Origin of the sequence: Corynebacterium evansiae, from assembly GCF_027570065.1 — a bacterium.
GTDB classification, from domain to species: domain Bacteria; phylum Actinomycetota; class Actinomycetes; order Mycobacteriales; family Mycobacteriaceae; genus Corynebacterium; species Corynebacterium evansiae.
Genome location: NZ_JAKMUT010000009.1, coordinates 26,337 through 41,917, shown reverse-complemented (window position 1 = coordinate 41,917; position 15,581 = coordinate 26,337). Strand labels below are relative to the sequence as shown.

14 protein-coding genes are annotated in these 15,581 nt (G+C 60.0%); 5 read left to right on the top strand and 9 right to left on the bottom strand.

Features of this window, described 5'->3' with window-relative positions:
- Positions 1-49 precede the first annotated feature (49 nt).
- From L8V00_RS09300 to L8V00_RS09290, 3 genes are all read right to left on the bottom strand, one after another.
- The gene (locus tag L8V00_RS09300) at positions 50-2,113 is read right to left on the bottom strand and encodes a glycosyltransferase (protein ID WP_269944853.1); all 2,064 of its coding nucleotides are present in this window, start codon (positions 2,111-2,113) and stop codon (positions 50-52) included.
- Between the two features lie 248 nt (positions 2,114-2,361).
- On the bottom strand, positions 2,362-3,828 hold the full coding sequence (locus L8V00_RS09295; protein ID WP_269944852.1) for an ATP-binding protein: 1,467 nt from the start codon (positions 3,826-3,828) through the stop codon (positions 2,362-2,364).
- A 192-nt stretch (positions 3,829-4,020) separates the two neighbouring features.
- Positions 4,021-4,902, bottom strand: coding sequence for an EamA family transporter (locus L8V00_RS09290; protein WP_269944851.1), 882 nt, complete (start codon positions 4,900-4,902; stop codon positions 4,021-4,023).
- 166 nt (positions 4,903-5,068) lie between these two features.
- Here L8V00_RS09290 and L8V00_RS09285 point away from each other — a divergent pair, with 166 nt between their 5' ends.
- A complete protein-coding gene (locus tag L8V00_RS09285; RefSeq protein WP_269944850.1) occupies positions 5,069-6,250 on the top strand; it encodes an ATP-binding protein in 1,182 nt (393 codons plus the stop codon).
- A 20-nt stretch (positions 6,251-6,270) separates the two neighbouring features.
- Here the strand turns inward: L8V00_RS09285 and glf are convergent, their stop codons facing one another.
- A complete protein-coding gene (gene glf / locus L8V00_RS09280; RefSeq protein WP_269944849.1) occupies positions 6,271-7,473 on the bottom strand; it encodes a UDP-galactopyranose mutase in 1,203 nt (400 codons plus the stop codon).
- A 266-nt stretch (positions 7,474-7,739) separates the two neighbouring features.
- Between glf and L8V00_RS09275 the strand changes: the two genes are divergently transcribed.
- From L8V00_RS09275 to L8V00_RS09260, 4 genes are read left to right on the top strand one after another with little or no spacing between them, the layout of a single operon-like run.
- Positions 7,740-8,501: a methyltransferase domain-containing protein gene (locus L8V00_RS09275; protein WP_338027551.1), complete on the top strand. Its 762-nt coding sequence runs from the start codon at positions 7,740-7,742 to the stop codon at positions 8,499-8,501.
- 5 nt (positions 8,502-8,506) lie between these two features.
- Positions 8,507-9,415 carry an MTB12 C-terminal domain-containing protein gene (locus L8V00_RS09270; RefSeq protein ID WP_269944848.1) on the top strand — a complete coding sequence of 303 codons (909 nt, stop codon included), beginning with the start codon at positions 8,507-8,509 and terminating at the stop codon, positions 9,413-9,415.
- A gap of 5 nt (positions 9,416-9,420) precedes the next feature.
- Entirely contained in the window at positions 9,421-10,149 is a 729-nt protein-coding gene (locus L8V00_RS09265; protein WP_239317373.1) for an ABC transporter ATP-binding protein, read from the top strand.
- On the top strand, positions 10,146-10,928 hold the full coding sequence (locus L8V00_RS09260) for a hypothetical protein (protein WP_239317370.1): 783 nt from the start codon (positions 10,146-10,148) through the stop codon (positions 10,926-10,928). The genes L8V00_RS09265 and L8V00_RS09260 overlap by 4 nt, the downstream gene beginning before the upstream one ends.
- 31 nt (positions 10,929-10,959) lie before the next feature.
- On the opposite strand, the gene L8V00_RS09255 is transcribed toward L8V00_RS09260, so the two are convergent.
- From L8V00_RS09255 to L8V00_RS09235, 5 genes are all read right to left on the bottom strand, one after another.
- Positions 10,960-11,415: a TIGR02611 family protein gene (locus L8V00_RS09255; RefSeq protein ID WP_269944847.1), complete on the bottom strand. Its 456-nt coding sequence runs from the start codon at positions 11,413-11,415 to the stop codon at positions 10,960-10,962.
- A 37-nt stretch (positions 11,416-11,452) separates the two neighbouring features.
- Positions 11,453-11,971 (bottom strand): hypothetical protein, encoded by a 519-nt coding sequence (locus L8V00_RS09250; protein WP_269944846.1) that lies wholly within the window; start codon positions 11,969-11,971, stop codon positions 11,453-11,455.
- Complete coding sequence (locus tag L8V00_RS09245) at positions 11,914-13,530, bottom strand: HtaA domain-containing protein (RefSeq protein WP_269944845.1); 1,617 nt, start codon at positions 13,528-13,530, stop codon at positions 11,914-11,916. Before L8V00_RS09245 ends, L8V00_RS09250 begins: the two co-directional genes overlap by 58 nt.
- 202 nt (positions 13,531-13,732) lie before the next feature.
- On the bottom strand, positions 13,733-14,551 hold the full coding sequence (locus L8V00_RS09240) for an HAD family hydrolase (protein ID WP_269944844.1): 819 nt from the start codon (positions 14,549-14,551) through the stop codon (positions 13,733-13,735).
- A gap of 9 nt (positions 14,552-14,560) precedes the next feature.
- Positions 14,561-15,511, bottom strand: coding sequence for a lysophospholipid acyltransferase family protein (locus tag L8V00_RS09235; RefSeq protein WP_269944843.1), 951 nt, complete (start codon positions 15,509-15,511; stop codon positions 14,561-14,563).
- Positions 15,512-15,581: the final 70 nt, after the last annotated feature.

The following is a 15,581-nucleotide window of genomic DNA, read 5'->3' as shown; positions in this document are numbered from 1 at the left end:
GGTCTGGAACTTCAGTAGCTTCGGTCTGGCTCGGTTTCAGTATGGGGCGTTAGTTTTCAGCCGCGCGCTCGGGCTCGAAGATCTGCGCCCAGCCTTCCCGGCTGGTCAGGTACGGGTGAGCGGCCCGGTAGGCATCGCGGAGCTCGTCGAAGCGGTCCGCGACCTGCTTCTGCAGGCGCATGGACTCCTGCGCCAACGCGAGCATTTGGCCGCGGTCGCGCTTGCGGTACACCACTCCCTTGCCATCGGCGGTGGTCACGGTCGCCCCGTCCACGCGGGAGAGGCTGAACCAGCGGGCTTCGATGGGCGGGAGGTTCACCTGCGGGGCGTGGTGATGGCGGGCGTCGGCAGGCTTGGCGTTGTTCAGCAGACCCTTGGCAAGCGTGACAATCTTGGCCTTCTTGCTCAGCGGAATGCGCGTGAGGTCGGCCGGTCCGCCCGTCGCGGCGGGCACGTCGGTGGCCGACGGGATAACGACCGCGTCGGAGTAGTTCTTGCGCAGCTTCGCGATGCGCGGCAGAGAAGTCTCCAGGATGTCGAACAGCTGATCCGGACCAGCCAGGAAGTCCTTCATCGCCTCGTTCTGGATGGCAACGGTGGAATACTCCAGGCACAGCAGGTGCTTAGCGGTTGCCTTCGCCATCGAGGCAACGATGCCGCGCGGGCTGCCGTCGTGCTGGATCGCAGCAACAATCAGGCGGTTACGCAGGTGGAAGTATGCCTGCCAGTCGATGGCGTCGTCCTTATCGGACCAGGCCATGTGCCAGATCGCGATGCCCGGCCAGGAGGCCGTCGGGAAGCCAGCATCCTTCGCGCGCAGACCGAACTCGCCGTCGTCCCACTTGATGAACAGCGGGAGGGGCTGACCGATGGTTTTCGCGACAACGCGCGGGATCATGCACATCCACCAGCCGTTGTAGTCAACGTCGATGCGGCGGTGCAGATCCTTGGAGTTCTCCGAACTATTCGGGGTGCCGTAGCCCTTGCTCACCACGTCCCGGGCCACCGGCGCGATCGGCTGGCCTGCCGCGTTGTGGGCAGCACCATCACCCAGGTCACGCAGCGGGTGCTGGTAAAAGTCGTGGTCGTAGTGGGTGTGGGGCGCGGCGGTCCACATGAAGGAACCGCGGTCGATGACCTCGCCCATGGTGTGCAGGTGGCTGCGCTCCTGCAGGTTCAGCATCTGGCCACCGATCAGCATCGGGGACTTCGCGTAGCGGGCGGCCGCCAGGGCGCGCAGCACGCTATCGGGCTCGATGGCAATGTCATCGTCCATGTACAGGATGTACGGGCTGGTGGTGCCACGCTCCTCGTGGAGAGCCTCGTACATGATGCGGGAGTATCCGCCGGATCCGCCCAGGTTGCCCTGCTGCACGATGCGCAAACGGTCGCCGAAGTGCTCCGCAACCTCGTCGAAGTCCGGTTCGTCGGCGGGGTGCTTGTCGCCCTGGTCGGGCATGATGATGGCCTCAATGCGGCCGTCGACCTCGGGGTCGGAAGCGAGTGCGTGGAGCGCTGCGACCGCGTCGGCCGGACGGTTGAACGTCGGGATGCCGATGGTGACGCTCGGCTCAGCGGCCGGCAGCGTCTCGTCTTCGAAGGTCTGCTCGCCTGCCTCGACGGTGGCGTACCAACCCGCGGAGTGAAGGCGGGTTTCCTTCTCGCAGGTCAGATCGAACCAGATCCAGCCGCCGTCCTCGAACGGGGCCAGGGAGACAGTGAACTCAGCGACACCGTGGCCGTTTTCGTCAGTTTCGATCTGGGCGCCCTCGATGCCAATGCGGGAGCCGTCGTACTTGGAGCGGTACAGGTCTACGCGAGCCTCACCAGTGATTTCGATGCGCAGCTTGACCTCGTCCAGCTGAGACCAGCGGCGCCAGTAGGAGGCGGGGAAGGCGTTGAAGTAGGTCTCGAAGGAGGTCTCGCTGCCCGCGGGCAGGATCGCTTCGGTGCGGGAGACGGCGTTGACGCGGCCGGGGGTGGTGGCCTCGTTCTCTACGAAGTACAGGGAGCGCACGTTGCGTGGTTCGCCGCGCTTCGGCAGCAGGATGCGCGCTAGGCGGGTGGCGTCGAACCCATCGTTGGTATTGGCTTTCACTAGCTGAGCGTTCATTTGCTGAACACAGACCTCCGCATAGGCAATAAAAACATTGGAATATATCCGATTATCCATGAAAGCCCGTCACAAGAGCTTGTGCGACACAGCCCCAGTTCAGCCCGAGTTGGGCTCTTAGTCGAGGTACCCCCGCTTAGCAGCTGATAACTTCACACCTAACATAACACTGTGGGATGTTAGGCGGGAAGCTAGGTGTTATGCTGTTCCCGCACCCTCATCTAGCTGCAGTTTTCCACTCTTTTCCACTATCTACCAGGGTTCTTCCGATCTTCGAGCATTCGATAACGCTGCTTCGGGCTCCGCGCAGGTTCCGTTCGCTCTACCAAACCTTCACCAATCAGAGCATTGACTGCTTTTTGAACAGCTGTCCGGCTCAACTGGGTTTTTCCTACAATTTCGCTAGTCGAAGAAGAGGACCCCTCTTTTAGAATTGCCAGAACATGGTCCCTCGCCGTTGTATACCTCTCCTGGGTAGCAACCCGCCGACGGTGGAATATTATTGTGAAACTATCAAGCCGATTAATGTACTCAGGTTTTGGCATAAGAGCGTCTTCCAAGGACTGATTAATCGTTGCGATACCCGTACCACGATTTTCCGCCACGCGCCCCGCCTGATTCCCTTCACCCGGCAGGGAAACTTCCTCCAAGAAACTTGAAATCCGTTGGTTACGAGTGGAGCTAACCCCGGGTTCCCCCAGATGACGAACCGTTACACCACCATATAGGCCGCCTGGACTTGTAATCTCTAGCCGATCTATAAACATATTGATCTGCACCTGACTCCCTTGAGCTGATGGCGAGTAATCTCGGTGCATCAGCGCGTTCACTAAAGCCTCACGTACGGCAATTGGCGGATAGTCGGGAAGATCGGTCCGAAACTTTTCACTAATCATGGCCCCAGTGCGCATATTCCGCTTGACTATATCGACACCGGCGTCAACCAGTTCGGGGATAGTACCCGTCAGCCTTGCACTGTCGAGAAGCCTCAAACCAGTGGTTACGCTACCTTTACTTGTCCCTGGAAAGAGCGCAAATGTAACAGTCAAGCGTGGGAAGAACTCTTGAGGGTAGTCCCCCATGACCAACAAGGCAGCCAAAGTCGCACTCCCATCCTTGGTGATTCTGAGCCTTCTTAGCGCTACTTCACGACCTTCTTTGAAAGTCTTGGGGCGCTGCCGCTGCTGCACCTGCAGATATTCTCCGAGCACCTCTGGATCTAGATCCTCTACAGTGGCCTCGGGAACTGGCTTTTCGTCCCATTTTGGCTGGGTATGCTCTTCGAGAAGCTTGTCGATTTCGTAATTTGAAAGCTTGGTATCCCCCTCCCCCGTACGAATGTAGCTTCCTCCATATCGGCCTTGATCCGTTACGTAGCAAGGTTTGTCGAAGGGGCTGAATTCCTCCAGTTCCGCCACGACGATACGGCCTCCTTCAAAAGGAAGCACCGATATTTGCGGTCGCACTGGTGGCGTCACTTGCCTGCAGCGCGTCTCTAGCGCATCCTGCGCTTTGAGAGCATCGAAGTTGTCTACTGGAACAAATCCAGCACCTTCGTCAAGCCCGACAATGATGAGACCGCCACCAGCATTAGCAAAGGCACTCAGAGTTTCACGAATACTCTTGCCGACGTTGCCCTTAACTTCAACAGCTTGAGTGTCTGAACCTACCAGACGTAGATTCGCGACGATTTCCTTCAAAGAACCTTCGTCCATGGTGGCTCCACCTAAAACAACTTCCCACTCATCTTCCCACCTAACATAACACTGTGGGAAGTTAAGTGGGAAGCTAGGTGTTATGCTTCTATTCCCATTCAGTCCAAGAATGACAGACTCGCCGCAAGAAGCCTGCATGTTTCACATTGGTGAAGCTGTGGACAGATCCTGCGGAGGCAGAATGACCTTGTTTCAGTTCTGTGCATAAAGGGGCGGCGCCAGATCCCGAGATTCCTGGGCTCCGCGCCAGGTAATAACCGCGCCGGCTGTCGCGATCAGGACGATGCCCATCACCATGGACCAGGTGAGCTGGTCTCCGGAAAAAGCCCAGCCCAGGATTGCTCCGATCACAGGATCCAGCGCGAAGAGCGTGCCGACAACCGCCGCCGAGACAATTCCAGCGGCGATCGTATCCACTACATAGGGAACAACGGCACCGATGAAACCAGAGATGACGATGATGCCCCACATCGTGGCGTCAACATGAGGCACCGCGGGGACAGAGAACGGCGCGAGCACGAGCGCCGCGACGACCACGGACAGCGCCAGATCGGGCATTCCACCACCCTCGGTCTTTCCAACACGGGCTGCAAACAGCGTGTATGCACCGAAGAAGATTGCGCCGACTGCGCCGAATCCAATACCGACGATATCCAGGTCATTGGAGGGCTGCGCGATCAGAGCAACGCCGACGAAAGCGGCGATGGCCCACAGGCGGGAGCGCCACATGGTCAGTCCTAGAAAAGGCACGACACAGGGGCCAAGGAAGTCGATAGTGACGGCGACGCCTTGGGGCAGGCGGGCGATGGCTGCGTAAACCATCATGTTCATCATGGCAATTGCGATGCCGTAGACCACGATGTTGAGGGCGCGGGTGCGCGTCATGCCAGACAGCTTCGGACGGAAGATGACCACCATGATGATGGCGGCGGCAGTCATGCGCAGGCCCGATACGCCCGGCGCACCGACCGTAGAAAGCATGTCCGTGACCAGTACCGCCGCGGTTTGGGTGCCAATCGAGCCGATGAGAACCAGGAGGATCGGCGCCACTGGCAGGGTGAGAAACTTGCTCACTCGCCGCGGCGATGGCTTTTGCTTGGTTGCCTTTGTTTGGGTTTTCTCACGCGACACCCGTGCAACATTAGTGCAGCTTCCTCTAGTTGAAGCAATCGAGATCTAGCAACAAAATAGTAAAGATAGTAAAAATAGTAAAGATAGTAAGAGATAGTAAGGAGGCAAGATGCCGCCCACTCCAGCTCGACCTAAGAACCCCTTCACGGCAACAGTTGGGAAGACGCCGCTGGTGCTTGCGGGACGCAGTGAATACCTCCACGACTTCGACGCCGCCATCCAGGATGGCCCCGGAAGCCATGAACGTATCTCCATCATTACCGGCCCTAGGGGTATCGGCAAGACTGTTTTGTTGAATGAATTTGAAGCGGTCGCGAAGACGCACTCGTGGCACGTTATCTCCGAAACCACGACCCGTGGTTTCAACGATCGCATCCGCGACCGCGCCTTCAGACTCCTACAGGATCTTTCCGATGAGCCCACACGCCGCCTGTCGGGCATCAAGCTCCATTCCTTGGGCTTCGAGACCGAAGCTATTCCCTCCTTTTCGCCCACACCGACGTTGAGGTCGGTACTCGAAGAGCTTTTCGACCGACAGGCTGAGCTTGACACCCGACTCAACCAAGAACCAGTCGGCCTACTTATCACCCTGGACGAGCTGCACTACGCCCACATGGACGAAATCATTGAGTTCGGGACAACCATTCAACATCTCGTCCGCGAAGACCGGGAGATTGCGATTGCTATGGCTGGCATTCCTGGTGCTGTAAAACCACTTCTTGCCGCTGACGAAGGTCGTAACCCTGTGACCTTCTTGCGCCGCGCGAACAAGATTGAAACCGGAATGGTGCCGATCGAAGAAGTACACACAGCGCTTTATAAAACCACCGAACAAGTCGGGGTCTCGTGGACCCTTCAAGCACTCGACATTGCAACTAAGGCGACTGGCGGCTACCCCTTCATGATTCAGCTAGTTGGGCAACACGCTTTCCGTAACTACACCGGCAACGCGATCGACGAAGAAGCAGTATCTCGCGGAGTTGGTGCCGCCCGGAGAAAGCTCGGACAGCTCGTGCACGAGCCTTCGATTGCAGATCTCTCTGAGGTCGACCGGACTTTTCTCATCGCAATGTCGACCGACGACGGCCCCTCGCGCATGTCGGACATTGCAACCAGGATGGGTGTGGACGCGCAATACGCGGGAAAATACCGCAAACGCCTCATTGACGCAGAAATGATTCGCCCAACGGGTCACGGGTTCGTCGATTACGAACTGCCGTATATGCGCGAGTACCTACGCTCCCATCACGCGACCGATGCACTAGAGCAGTTCTCCATCTGGCCAGAGTAGGAACGCCCCGAGCCCAGGCCCTAGTGCCCGCGCTCCTGCTCCAGCGGCTCGCCCGACTCAAAGAATGGCGCCAACTTGTTGTCGTACATAGACAGCGCAGAACCGATCGCCATGTGCATGTCCAGGTACTGGTAGGTGCCCAGGCGACCGCCGAAGAGCACCTTGTTCTCCGCGGCCTCCGCCGCGGCCAGCTTGCGGTAGGCCTCCAGCTTCTCGCGGTCCTCCGGGGTGTTGATTGGGTAGTACGGCTCGTCGCCCTCCTCCGCGAAGCGGGAGAACTCCTTCATGATGACCGTCTTGTCCTTCGGGTACTTGTCGCCCCGCTCCGGGTGGAAGTGACGGAACTCGTGGATACGGGTGTACGGGAACTCGGCATCGTTGTAGTTCATCACCGGGGTGCCCTGGAAGTCACCGGTATTCAGCACCTCGGTCTCGAAGTCGAGGGTGCGCCAGCCCAGGTGGCCTTCGGCGTAGTCGAAGTAACGGTCCAGCGGGCCGGTGTAGACAACCGGCGCATCTGGGTTGGCCGCGCGGACCTCGTCACGGATCTCGAACCAGTCGGTATCCAGGCGCACCTCGATCTTCTCGTCGGCAGCCATGTTCTCCAGCCACGCGGTGTAGCCCTCCACCGGCAGGCCCTCGTAGGTGTCGTTGAAGTAGCGGTTGTTAAAGGTGTAGCGCACCGGCAGTCGGGAGATATTAGAGGCCGGCAGCTCCTTCGGGTCCGTCTGCCACTGCTTGGCGGTGTAGTCGCGCACGAAGGCCTCGTACAGCGGGCGACCAATCAGGGCGATGCCCTTTTCCTCGAGGTTCTTCGCGTCCTCGGGGTTCAGCCCATCGGTCTGCTCCTTGATCAGCTGGCGGGCCTCGTCCGGGCTGTAGTACTTCCCGAAGAACTGGTTGATCAACCCCAGGCCCATCGGGAACTGGTAGGCGGTGCCCTTGTGCATTGCAAACACGCGGTGCTGGTAGTCGGTGAAGTCCGTGAACTGGTTGACGTAATCCCACACGCGCTTGTTGGAGGTGTGGAACAGGTGCGCACCGTACTTGTGGATCTCGATGCCTGTCTCCGGCTCAGCCTCGGAGTATGCGTTGCCGCCGATGTGGGAACGCTTCTCCACCACCAGCACATTCTTGCCGGCCTGGGTTGCCGCACGCTCGGCCACGGTGAGGCCGAAGAAGCCGCTGCCGACAACGATGAGGTCATACTTGTTATCGCTCATGAAACCCAAGGGTACCGACAGGCGCGTTCACCAACATGGCGACGCGCTTGACTCTGTTAAATTCACCACTTTAGGTAAGGCTCCCCTATGCAAATAGGGGGAGTACCCCATATACTTCATTAATGAAGGCTCTGGCGCCCTCGCTGGAGCAAAACAGCAGATCAACGCACTTGGATTTTATCATGAACCTCTCTGCCCTCCCCATGCAAGACCGTCCAGATTCTGAAGTTGGTGGCCACTGGCTTCTTGCACGAGTGGGAAAGAAGGTGCTCCGCCCAGGTGGACTTGAGCTCACCAACCAGATGGTGCAGGCCGCAGATGTCCGAGGTAAGGACATCGTCGAGCTCGCCCCCGGCCTTGGCCTGACCGCGCAACTCCTGACCGAGCAGGGACCGAAGAGCTACACGGGTGTGGACGAGGATCCCGACGCCACCGCCTCCACCACCGAAGCCCTCACTGAGCTCACCGCGTCCATGACCGCCGAGAACAGCAGCGCAGTTTCGACCACCATCCCAGAAATTGCAATGGTCACCGCAAACGCCAAAAGCACGGGACTTCCCGATAGCAGCGTGGACGTTGTCTTCGGCGAGGCCATGCTGACCATGCACGGCGAAAAGGCGAAGTCCGCCATCATGGCCGAGGCGTTCCGTATCCTTCGTCCAGGTGGAAAATACGTCATCCACGAACTATGCCTGGAGCCAGACACTCTGGCCGATGAGGACAAGCTGGAAATCCGGCGCGCCCTAGCTAAGTCCATCCGCGTCAACGCACGCCCGCTCACCACTGAGGAATGGGATCAGTTGGGTAGGGACGCCGGCTTCACCGTCGCCGAGCACCACTACGCCGACATGGCTCTGCTCAAGCCCAAGCGCAACCTGCAGGACGAGGGCATCAAGGGAGTGCTCCGCATTGCCTTCAACCTGATCCGCATGCCGGACGCTCGCAAGCGCGTTCTCAACATGCGCAGTGTGTTCAACAAGTACTCCGACCACCTGCAGGCCATCGGAGTAGTCCTTGAGAAGGCCTAGTTCCCATGTCTGACAATGATCTGACAGGCCCATTTGGAGACTCGGGAAATGTCTCCGAAGGAATTCCGGAGAAGCCTCGGCAGAATGAACAATCCAGCACCAAGAGGATGACTGCCAGCGGCATCAATTGGCCAACCGTGGGAACAAGCGTACTGGCCAGCGCGGTCGTGGCTGCACTGTTCTTGGGATTTGGGCTGCAGGTGGGTCGCGACCGTATGGATAGTGCTGAGGCGCTGGCCAACACCCAGACTGCGCCCGAACAATCGCTCCAGTCTGGCTCAGAATCCCTTCAAGCAGATTCCACTCCGCGTCCTTCCGCAACCCCATCCGCGACTGCCACCCCCACCCCATCAGCAGCTGCGTCAGCGAATGGCGGCAGCAGTAACTCCGATACAGTGGCCGGAGCTGCAGGAACTGCGGGCGGTGCTGTCACTGTGGGAGCAGAGGACACGGGCGCAACAGGCAATGCTCAGCAAGCACAGTCTGGCGACAACACAGCCGACCCAAACACCGGCTGGTACCCAGCACAAGGCATCAGCGCGTCCTTCGCTGCAACCAACCCAATCCCTTCGCTGGACGACCTCAACGGCGTGATCCACGCACTAGTCGCCACCCCAGGCTCCGACGAAGAAAAAGCCAACAACCTAGAGGGCGGCATCTCCGCGGCCGTAGTCCCACGCACCGTGTACAACCTCGGCATCTTCCGCGAACCACTCGGCTGGAAGCGCGTCTCCGGACCGCTGAGCGTCAACGGCAACACCGCCTCCGCCACGCTGAACGCCAGCTCCGCGGGTAGACCGACCATCTCCATGCGCATCAACTTCATCTACCAGGACGGCCGATGGAAGCTAGCAACAAGCTCGCTGCGCAACGGTGTTCAGGCAGTCGGCCTGCCCGTGGCTGATGCCTTCTAGGTGGCATGATGATTGAAGTAGACAACCTCACCCATACGTTTCGCGCGCGGGGAGACCGCACCACCAGCCCACTCCAAGACGTCAGCTGCACGTTTGAGGACGGGACGATCAACTATCTGCTCGGCCTCAACGGAACGGGCAAGTCCACCCTGCTGGGCTGCATCGCCGGCATCCACCGGCCCACGCACGGATCTGTCCTTATTGATGGACGCGCACTGTCCGAGCTGCGCTATCCACTGCGGTCTGTCGGCAGCCACCTCAGCTCGAACAAATTCCAGAAAACCCACTCAGCGTTGACCCATCTTCGCTGGCTGTGCAAGCTAGCTAATGCTCCGGAGGAACGAGCCGCCGAGCTGCTGAATGCAGTGGAGCTCAACAGTGTGGGCAACACTCCCATTGCTAACTATTCCTTAGGCATGCGTCAACGTCTTGGCATCGCAAGCGTGCTAGTCGGCAATCCACGCAACATCATCTTGGATGAGCCACTCAACGGCCTCGATATCCAAGGCGTGATGTGGCTACGCTCGCTGATTCAAGGCTGGGCGGACGAGGGGCGCTGCGTGCTGATTGCCTCCCACCATCTCAAGGAGGTAGAGGCAACCGCTGGCACCGTCACCGTCCTGAGCCAGGGCAACATTGTGGCCTCTGGAACCACAACCGAGGTGATTCAACAGAATCAGGCCACCGACCTCGAACAGGCGATCGCTCAACTGATCCCGGAGCTAGGGTCATGAACCTTTTCAAGAATTCACTGAACAACCTTCGCACCATTATTTCTGCAGAACGCGTGCGCTTGTCTGGGTCACGTGGCCCACTCGTTCGAGTGGCACTTCCCTTGGGCTTCCTCCTGCCTCTGATCATCACCTTCGTGGTCGCCGCAGTGGCCGAATCCATCCAATCAGCTGGAGGCATCTTTCAGGCCCAAGCCGTCCACACAACTAATTCAGCATACTGGCCCATCCATTTGGGAAGCATCGTGTTTGCCGCCATGGCAGCGCACGCTCAAGCTTCAGCGAACAGCCCCTTTGTCCGCGCAGCGATTCCTTGGCAGAAGACCGATCAACTAGCTCGCTGGCTCTTCCTGAGTGCGCTCGCAGCTTTTTCTACCGTGATTAGCGTGGCCCTGTGTCTGCTCTTGTTGCCGTCTTTCTTCCCAGTGTTATACGGCCAGGTGAACTTCTTTTCTCCAAATGCCACGCGCATGCTCATCACCGCCCCCATCTATTCCTTTTTCGCCGTAGGAATAGGAATCGCAATCGGCAAGGTGCTCAACTCGTCGGCAGCAGCCATCGCCACGCTGACCATTTGGGCTCTGTTGGTGGAAAATGCCGTGTGGCTGGTGCCCGGCGGCGCAAAAATCACCAGTTGGTTGCCGTTCCTCAACGGAGTGTTCGCCACGGGGCAAGACCTGGCACTGTTCCCGCCATGGGGACGGACGGGCGCGATGGTCTACTTCGCCGTGGTTGCGCTTTTGCTCTTTGGGTTGTCGCTCATAAAAAGGTCACGCCCCTAATCACGCGTCCGGCAGTAGCCGGTTCGCGTGACTACAAGTCAAGCCGCACGAAGCTAACCAACCCCTCCGGCAGCTTCTCCAGCAACGGCTGCAGCCAACTCTTCGTCCAGTCCAGCACACCAGTGTTCCAGCCGAGCACAAACAGCGCGATCAGCGTCACCCAAATCAGGATCAGCAGCAGGAACCCCAGCGCTCCCTTGACCAGCTTGCTCTGCTTGTCCCACCACTCGTCGAACTTGTCGTACTGCCGGATACTCCACATCAGCAGGCGGTGCGGCCACTCCAGCTCCAGCGACAGCACACCAATGCCGATGAACACCATGAACCAGCCAGGTGCTGGGAACGGAATCATAATCAGACCAACCAGGAGCACCAGCCAGCCGGCCACCAGCGTCAGCGGGCGGACAAGGTAGCCGTGTTTCTTGTCCTTCAGCCGGCCATGATGCGCACGGATTCTCTCCACACGCTCGTGAACGGCGTTGCCCATCTTTGACATGGTTTACAAGATACGCGAGACCGCGCCCCTATGAAGAAAGACCCCAAGAAGAGAACATCCCAACGAATGAGTTGAACAGCGCACCCAGTGACCTGAACAGAGCGTCGAAGAAGCTCTGGATTCCGCTCAACGAACTTCCGGGCGCGCTGTTCCCACTACTGCCGCTCACTGGTTTGTCGGCAGGCTTCTCACTCGGCTTGTCGGTAGGCTCGTCCGCCGGATCATCCGCAGGCTCATCGGTTGGGAGGTCAGGAAGGTTCTCCTCGGCGTCTACCTTCGAAGGATCACGCAGCAGGTTCAGCTCCGCGTATTCGTTGTACGTCGCGGAACCCACGTAGACGGTCGTGGCCAGCACGTCGCCGTTGTCCTGTGCCACCAGAACTCGTCGGTCGCCGCTGGTTCCCTTGGCATTCGGGATCGTCACGGACCTCTGGATCTCCATCGTGGCCGGATCCACCCAATTCACGGTACCTGTCCCCTCCTCGGAGACTACCGCCGTGCCATCAGGCAGGAAGTCCACGCCCGAGACCTTATACAGGTTGCCCACCTGCTTCGCCTCTCCGTGCGGCACCAGCTGACCGTCCGCGTAAGTGAAGAACTGCACGCGCGAGTCCTGCTTGTAGGCGGCATTGTAGAACGCCACGTTCTCCCCTTAACAGTCATGCCGGACATCAGTCGGCCCAGATCCTCGCCGCCCTCAATCGCGCTGACCTTACCGTCGGTCGTGATCAGCAGCGGATCCACGCGCCAGGTTTTGTTGTCACCGGCGTAGACATTGTTGTTGGCAAAGTAGAGGTAGTTTCCGTCGGACAGCTGGGCGAAGTCGCGCATGGCGTCGAACGAATATCCATCGCCCCAGAATCCGGCCAGCGCGTATTCATCCTTGGCGGCACCGGCGACCTGTGGGATTGTTTCGTGCGGGTCGTCTATTTTCATAATCGACGACGCCCCCGTTGCCCCATCAACCGTCGTCAACTGGGCTTCGCCGCTTGCCTGCTTGGACAGCACCGTGGCACCAACATTTGCGGTGAGCGTGAGGCCGACCGAGGTGTGCTCGATGGCGGTTTCGTCCTTGATGTTCTCAAGGCCGTTAATGCTGACGGTGCCACTCTTGAGGGTGCTGGTGGTGGCATCCACCCACCACAGGCGGCCGTTGTCGGCCAGTGCGTAGAGCACATTCGGTGCGCCGACCTGCTCGATGATGGTCACTGGTCGCATGGTGCGCAGGTCCACAATGGTGAGGTTCTTGCTGCCAGCAACCACGCCGAATTCCTGGTTGATCAGGGTGCGGATGGCGCCGGGTTCCACCTCGGTGCGTGCGGTGCCGATCAACTTCACGCTGCCTTCGTGGACGGTCGGTTCGCCGCCGATTCCCTGGTAGGTGAAGTTCAGCGGCGCCAGTGGGGACTCCAGGTTGTAGAAGCCGGAGAAGGTGTCCACGCCGTCTTGGGTCAGGCGTGGAACCAGGTTCGACCAGGTCACAGTGTTGGAGCCTGCCGCATTCTTGTCAGCTGCGCCGTCGTCAACTGCCGTGCCTCCAGCCGTGAACGTGGCACTGGACGGGTCGATATCGGCGATTCGAGCGCGCTGCTTCTCGAAGATCGCGCCACCTGGATACTGCTTAGAGCGCACGTCCGCCTCTACGTAGGAGCCCTCGTCGGAGAGGACCACAGTCGGCTTGCTGATGGTCAGCTCCAGATCGCAGTTGCCGCGCTGGGCGGGCTGGCCGTTACAGTACCGGAAGTACTCCACGGTTCCCTTAAAGTCCGCCCGAGTGACGTGGCCGGTCTCCTCATAGGTGGCTTTGTCTAGTTGGAAGCGATAGGCCTGCTCCACCTCGCTGCCCGTGTTGCTGCCGTTGTTTCCGTTGCTGCCGTTGCTGTACATCTTGGTCGCGCCGTCGGAGACGTTAGTGGCGCCGCCGACGTAGCGCAGGAACGAGTCACGCAGAGCCCAGTCCATATACTCGGTCTGCGCTGCAGCATCGCTTGCGACAGTCTCGCTCGCGGCACTATCAGCCGCGGTCGACTCTGGACCTGTCGCGGCCACAGCAGCAGAGTCGTTCGCCTGGTCGGCATCAGTTGCGACGTGTGCTTCAGCGTTCACTGGTGCCGCACCTGCAGCCCCCATAATCAGTGACGTCGATACCCCCCCGGCACCGCCAACGCCACAGCAATCGCACCCGCAGCAACAGTTCGGGTTACACCCATAGAATTCCTCCTTGAAAGTCATACTCAAAAACAGATTCAAGAAGTTAAGTTAGCCTAACAAAGTTAGGTAATCCTAATTCAGGGTTAGCGTAAATATTTCAGAACCAGCGCGACAGCACCGCAGCCACGCCGTCCTCGTCATTCGTCAGGGTGACCTCGTCGGCGATTTCCTTCAGCGATTCCTCGGCATTGCCCATCGCCACGCCGTGCCCCGCCCAGGTAAGCATCTCCGTGTCATTCGGCATATCCCCAAAGGCGATGGTCTGCGCGGCCTCTACGCCGATCTGTGCGGCAATCCATTCCAGCGCGGAGCGCTTGGAGATCCCCGCCGCCGCAACCTCCACCAGGCCCCCTTCATAGCTGTAGGTGGCTTTCGCCTGGGTGGCGTCAATAAAAGGGCGCACTGCGGCAAAGAGCTCGGCCGAGGTTCGATTGGGGTCCCGAACCAGCAGCTTCACCACGGGCGTGGCGGCAAGCTCGGCGAGGGATTGAACCGCATGCTCGGTGGAGTCCCAGGCGTGGTCGTAGCCGGGAGAGACGGAAAATAGCTCGTCGGCGCGGTCGAAGGCGCTGGTCCCGGCACGCTCGACGGCGAAGCCCACTCCGGGGACGGACTCGCTGAGTTGTGCGATGAGAGCCTGGATGAGGTCGGGTTCGAGGGTCGCGGCGTGCACGATCTGATCCCGGTCGGCGTCATAAATAATTGCGCCGTTGGCGCAGGCGCAGACGGGCCGGACGGGCAGCTGCTCGAAGACGGGCATCAGCCAGCGCGGCGGGCGGCCGGTGGCGATGGTGAAAACAGTGCCTTGGCGCAGCATCGAACTCACCGCGCGGCGCATCCGCTGCGAGACCCGCTCCCTGCTGTTGAGCAGGGTGCCGTCAACGTCGCTGACCACCAGCAACGGGGAATCCTGCATCGCTCGAGCCTACTTTTTGCGCAGACGGTTAATGCGCTGGCGCAGCGGCACCAGGATCTTATTGATGCCCGTGGCCTGCTCGCGTTCGCGGGCCTCGGCGGCGGCGCGACACTCGGCCTCGGCCTTCTCCTGAGCGCGCTTTTCCTTACGGGCTGCGGCATCGGCGCGATCCTGGACGGTGGCTTCCTCCAGCGTCGGCGCGGTTCCGCCGAGGGCGGCCGGCACCCAGAATTCCCCCTTGGGCATGGGGCCGAAGCGCTCCTCCCAACGCTGGCGGGTCAGATCCATCTGCTCGACCATGGCCTGGTGCAGTCGCTCGGTGGTGGCCTGTGCATCCTCGGTGACCTCGACCGGCTTGCCGACGGTAATCACCAGCTGGGTTTCCTTCGGCCGCCAAATCGGCTTGCGGCCCTTCGTCCACACGCGCTGGGAACCCCAAATGGTCAGCGGGATCAGCGGCACGCCAGCCTCGTAGGCGATGCGTGCGGCGCCCTGGCGGAACTCCTTGATCTCGAAGGATCGTGAGATCGTGGCCTCCGGGAAGATGCCCACCAGGTCGCCGGCCTTCAGCTGCTTGATGGCCTGATCCACCGAGGCCTGGCCGTCCGCGCGGTCGACGGGGATGTGGTTGTAGGAGCTCATGAGCGCGCCCACGCCCTTGACGTCGAAGATCTCCTTCTTCGCCATGAAGCGCACCACGCGGCCGCCGCGCACGTGCGCCGGGATGCCGCCGTAGGTGAAGTCCCAGTAGCCAGTGTGGTTAACGGCGATCATCGCCGGCCCGTCGGCAGGGATGTTCTCCGCACCGTAGACTGCACAATCTAGGTGCTGCATGTAGCGGAACCACAGCTTGGCGATACCGATCGTCGGGAAGCCATAGGGGATCTCCTTGGCTTCCTTGTGGCCGGTGATCTTGGGCTGGTAGCCATCGGGGAAGCTGAAGCTATCGAGCAACGACATGGGTGGCGGTTACCTCTCCTGGGTGCTTGGAAACTGTGGCTCAGCCCGCGTACGGGGGCGCGCAGGGCCG

What these genes read in the sequence shown, in the direction of transcription:
- L8V00_RS09300 (WP_269944853.1), bottom strand. Translation starts at nt 2,113, where the DNA reads ATGAACGCTCAGCTAGTGAAAGCCAATACCAACGATGGGTTCGACGCC.
- L8V00_RS09295 (WP_269944852.1), bottom strand. Translation starts at nt 3,828, where the DNA reads ATGGACGAAGGTTCTTTGAAGGAAATCGTCGCGAATCTACGTCTGGTA.
- L8V00_RS09285 (WP_269944850.1), top strand. Translation starts at nt 5,069, where the DNA reads ATGCCGCCCACTCCAGCTCGACCTAAGAACCCCTTCACGGCAACAGTT.
- glf (WP_269944849.1), bottom strand. Translation starts at nt 7,473, where the DNA reads ATGAGCGATAACAAGTATGACCTCATCGTTGTCGGCAGCGGCTTCTTC.
- L8V00_RS09270 (WP_269944848.1), top strand. Translation starts at nt 8,507, where the DNA reads ATGTCTGACAATGATCTGACAGGCCCATTTGGAGACTCGGGAAATGTC.
- L8V00_RS09265 (WP_239317373.1), top strand. Translation starts at nt 9,421, where the DNA reads ATGATGATTGAAGTAGACAACCTCACCCATACGTTTCGCGCGCGGGGA.
- L8V00_RS09260 (WP_239317370.1), top strand. Translation starts at nt 10,146, where the DNA reads ATGAACCTTTTCAAGAATTCACTGAACAACCTTCGCACCATTATTTCT.
- L8V00_RS09255 (WP_269944847.1), bottom strand. Translation starts at nt 11,415, where the DNA reads ATGGGCAACGCCGTTCACGAGCGTGTGGAGAGAATCCGTGCGCATCAT.
- L8V00_RS09240 (WP_269944844.1), bottom strand. Translation starts at nt 14,551, where the DNA reads ATGCAGGATTCCCCGTTGCTGGTGGTCAGCGACGTTGACGGCACCCTG.
- L8V00_RS09235 (WP_269944843.1), bottom strand. Translation starts at nt 15,511, where the DNA reads ATGTCGTTGCTCGATAGCTTCAGCTTCCCCGATGGCTACCAGCCCAAG.